Annotated in this window: 4 protein-coding genes; all 4 read right to left on the bottom strand. The window is 42.7% G+C overall.

Annotation, left to right across the window (positions count from 1 at the left end; translation table 11 throughout):
• Window positions 1-261 (bottom strand): ROK family protein (locus KH180_RS16585; RefSeq protein ID WP_290762474.1); only part of this gene is annotated, 261 nt, incomplete at its 3' end.
• 43 nt (window positions 262-304) lie between these two features.
• On the bottom strand, window positions 305-982 hold the full coding sequence (locus tag KH180_RS16580; protein ID WP_290762472.1) for a fructose-6-phosphate aldolase: 678 nt from the start codon (window positions 980-982) through the stop codon (window positions 305-307).
• 29 nt (window positions 983-1,011) lie between these two features.
• Entirely contained in the window at window positions 1,012-1,470 is a 459-nt protein-coding gene (locus tag KH180_RS16575) for a response regulator (protein ID WP_290762469.1), read from the bottom strand.
• 48 nt (window positions 1,471-1,518) lie between these two features.
• Window positions 1,519-2,132 (bottom strand): sensor histidine kinase (locus tag KH180_RS16570; protein WP_290762466.1); only part of this gene is annotated, 614 nt, incomplete at its 5' end.

Below are 2,132 nucleotides of genomic sequence, written 5' to 3'. Positions count from 1 at the left end.
CTCAAATCCATCCCAGCCAATCAGATTTGGCGGACATAAAAGTTTACCTAACCTTATATCCATAGTTCCGGGGCACCCTATTACAATCCGCTTATACTGGTATGGTTTACTAAGAATAAAATCAATAAGCTTATCCATATTAAAGGCAGCTGTTATCCCCTTATCATTTTCAGTCCGATAGCTGTCAGTCATCTTTCTTGCCTCGTCAAATATAGCTGCCCGAAGTTGCGTACCCCCAATATCAAATCCAACTGTTTTCATACCTTCCTCCTGAAATGATGCGCCAGCGTATGCATAAAACGTTCTAGCAATCTGACATTGTCTTTCCCGTTCCGCACAATTGCTCAAAATCAGAAACAAACCGTTCTACGGCGGCCGTTACACATTCATTTTTTATCATCCCCTCCATAATGTCCGGTGCAATGGTAGAAGCACCAACTCCATACTCGCACAATTCCAATATCTGCTGTGAATTCTTAAAACTGGCTGCAAGTACTTCTGTCCTCATACCATTTCTTTTGAAAATATCATGAATATCTTTAGCTGTTTTCAATCCATCTGCACCCAGATTATCTATACGGTTCACATAGGGTGCCGTATAATCGGCTCCAGCTTTGCCTGCCAGGAAAGCCTGCATACGGGTATAGACAGCAGTGGCTGTCACATTCACATCTTCCATTTTCAATGCCTTTATTGCCTTAAGTCCTTCTCTTGTAACAGGAACTTTAATATATGTATTCTCGCCCAATTCCTTTAAAATTCTGCGGGCATCCTCAAGCATTCCTTCTGCATGGCCCGCAACAACCTGCACATGAAGTTCTGCTTCCTGACCTATGTATTCCCGAATTCCTTTTAAGATTTCAAAGGGCGGTTTTCCGGTTTTTGCAGGTATCGTGGGATTGGTGGTAACACCATCTACAGAATAAACACAGTATATTTCCCGTATTTTTTCCAAATCTGCATCATCAATTAAAATTTTCATATTTCTTGTCCTTTCATCCTTTTTTATGGTTATATTACATTTATCACTCCGTTAGCCCTGGCAATCTCCTTCTTTTTCTCCAGTTCGTTAAACAGGACTGCCCGGCTGTTTTCCTTTTCGATTTTCATGTGAAGTTTCTTCAGGACCGCTATGAACTCTTCTTCATGGATGGGCTTCAGGATATAATCATAAACCCCGTATTGGATTGCCTGCTGCGCGTATTTAAAATCGCTGTGGCCTGTAAGAAAGATAATATGGGTCTGATACTGCAGTTCCCGGATTTTTTTAACCAGGTCAATCCCATTCATGCCAGGCATGGCAATGTCCACAATGGCCAGGTCATATTGCTTCTGTGCAAAAAGCTCCAGGGCACCTGCCCCATCCCCTGCCTCGTCTTCAATTTCATACCCCATGGCTTCCCAGTCAAATCCCAGAATAATTCGCTTCCGGATCAGCATTTCATCATCCACAACCATTACCTTGAGCATTCCCATTCCCCCTGATTTTACTATTTACCTAAAAGCGTGTTTGTAAATTCATTCCATTGCGGGAAGTTCAATCCGGATTCTGGTTCCCCGCTGCTGCCCCACGATGGATATCCCATATTCCCTGCCAAAATAAAGTTTAATCCGTTCATCCGTATTGGCCAGTCCGAAGCTCTCCATATGGAACCCCTTCTCCCTGTCCCTGTCATTTAAACAATCCATCCCAATCCCTTTTCCGTTATCGCTGATTTCCAGTATCACCTTATGATCCTCCAGCCTTCCTGCAATACAGATCATTCCTCCTGACGGCATCTGGTCAAAGCCATGATGGATGGCATTTTCCAAAATCGGCTGCAGCGTCAGCTTATTGATGCTCTGCTTTTTAACTGGTTTAGGACAGTCAATCACATACTTAAATTTATCCGGATGGCAGATTTTCATGATTTCCAGATAATTGACCGCAATATCCAATTCCTTTTCGATGGAAATAATCTCCTTGCCTTTATTCAGCACCCCTCTGTAAAAGCCGGACAGAAGACTGATGGTATGGATAGCGGTCCGTTTATCATCCATCACAATAAGGCCGCAGATACTTTCAAGGATATTGTAGAAAAAATGGGGAGTCATCTGCATCTGAATCAATGATAATTCGGATTCACGCTTTT

Source organism: Anaerostipes sp., assembly GCF_018381315.1.
Lineage (GTDB): Bacteria > Bacillota > Clostridia > Lachnospirales > Lachnospiraceae > Anaerostipes.
Note: the sequence above shows the minus strand (reverse complement) of the source record. Positions and strands in the feature narration are given on the sequence as shown.

Bases quoted from the DNA above. Each gene is read 5' to 3' on its own strand.
- KH180_RS16575 (WP_290762469.1), bottom strand. From the start codon at position 1,470: ATGCTCAAGGTAATGGTTGTGGATGATGAAATGCTGATCCGGAAGCGA.
- KH180_RS16580 (WP_290762472.1), bottom strand. From the start codon at position 982: ATGAAAATTTTAATTGATGATGCAGATTTGGAAAAAATACGGGAAATA.